We start from the raw sequence: 1,498 nt of genomic DNA, 5'->3' as shown, positions 1-1,498 counted from the left end.
GACCCTCTGCTTGTAAGGCAGATGCTCTCCCAGCTGAGCTAAGCCTCCATCGAAGAAGCAACTTAATGATCATAACACATTCTCATGAGATATACAATCATTATTTTTTTCAACCTTAGAGATTGAAGAAGAATATGGTGACTCGTATGGGATACTCTTCACTCCGTTACGAGATTGCGAAGTATTCCTTCCGAAGCCTATCCTCCAACGAACCCAGGGATTTCTCATCCCATGATTCAAAGAAGATTATGGTGACTCGTATGGGATTCGAACCCATGTTACCTCCGTGAAAGGGAGGTGTCTTAACCCCTTGACCAACGAGCCATATCAACAAAAAATCTTTCGACAACAAATAATATTATATCAAATATATGAGTTCGACCCCATGTTACCTCCGTGAAAGGGAGGTGTCTTAACCCCTTGACCAACGAGCCATATCAACAAAAAATCTTTCGACAACAAATAATATTATATCAAATATATGAGTATAGTACAATAGGAAACACAATAATTATTAAAATCTATTATCCTTCCACTTCAACACTATTCTGAACAGGCCATTGAAGATCTCCGTTTCCTATTCCCCGGTCTCCAACAGAGACATAATAATTCCAGCTACCTCTGGAATGGATATCTGCTCAGTGTCCACATAACACTCAAAGACCTTGTTCTCCAGCCCTGTAAGACACCTCTCCATCTGCACAGCAGCCCAGGAGCTCCAGCCTTCCCCACGGTCCTTCAGTCTGCTATGAAGGGTCTCAGGGGAAGCAGTCAACGTGAAATGACGAACTACTATCCCTTCGCTTCTTAGTCTACCCACAATCTGCATAAAGTAGTCTGGATCTACTAGGGTCATAGGTACAATAATCGTTCCATTATATTCTGAATCTATGCATTTAAGCATTGAATAAGTAAACTCCCGCCAAAGAGGATGTTTCTGAAAATCATCTTCTGATAATTCAGCTGGAATATTGTCCCGGATATAAAAGCCTGCATTCTCAGGATCGAAAATATACGAATGTGGAATTCTGCGGCGGAGCTCATCCGCTGTCTGCGTTTTGCCTGAACCAAAGGCTCCATTCAGCCAGATAATCACATAGGTACCTCCTTGTTATATATCCCAATTATAGTCTATACACAAAAAAACTACATAACCCGCACTTTAGAATACAAGCAACCAAGTAACTGATTAATGCTTATGTGACCGGCGATTTACAACAATTTTGGATTCTAGCTGAGATCATGAGGAGAATGTTGCATTATGGGCAGGATTTTTGATATGTAATCAGATTTTCACCCTAAGACGCAAGCTAAAATCATGAGATTCTTGCATCCTCAGCAGAAAAAAGCCCACTCTTTACTGTGATGGACGTTAGGTTTTAAGTGAATCTTTTTGTTCAGCATATATAAAACAAAAAACCACCGTTGTTAATCAACAGTGGTCTTAAGTGCTTGGCGGCGTCCTACTCTCCCAGGACCCTTCGGTCCAAGTACCATC

Annotated in this window: 1 protein-coding gene and 1 tRNA gene; both read right to left on the bottom strand. The window is 41.2% G+C overall.

The genetic code is table 11. The annotated features are described in order from the left end of the window. Window positions 1-249 precede the first annotated feature (249 nt). A tRNA-Glu gene (locus tag QW71_RS36100) sits at window positions 250-324 on the bottom strand. Window positions 325-577: 253 nt separating this feature from the next. Then, window positions 578-1,096, bottom strand: coding sequence for an AAA family ATPase (locus tag QW71_RS36095; RefSeq protein ID WP_047014171.1), 519 nt, complete (start codon window positions 1,094-1,096; stop codon window positions 578-580). Between the last annotated feature and the right edge of the window lie 402 nt (window positions 1,097-1,498).

Origin of the sequence: Paenibacillus sp. IHB B 3415 (assembly GCF_000802655.2) — a bacterium.
Taxonomy (GTDB): domain Bacteria; phylum Bacillota; class Bacilli; order Paenibacillales; family Paenibacillaceae; genus Paenibacillus_AQ; species Paenibacillus_AQ phytohabitans.
Note: the sequence above shows the minus strand (reverse complement) of the source record. Positions and strands in the feature narration are given on the sequence as shown.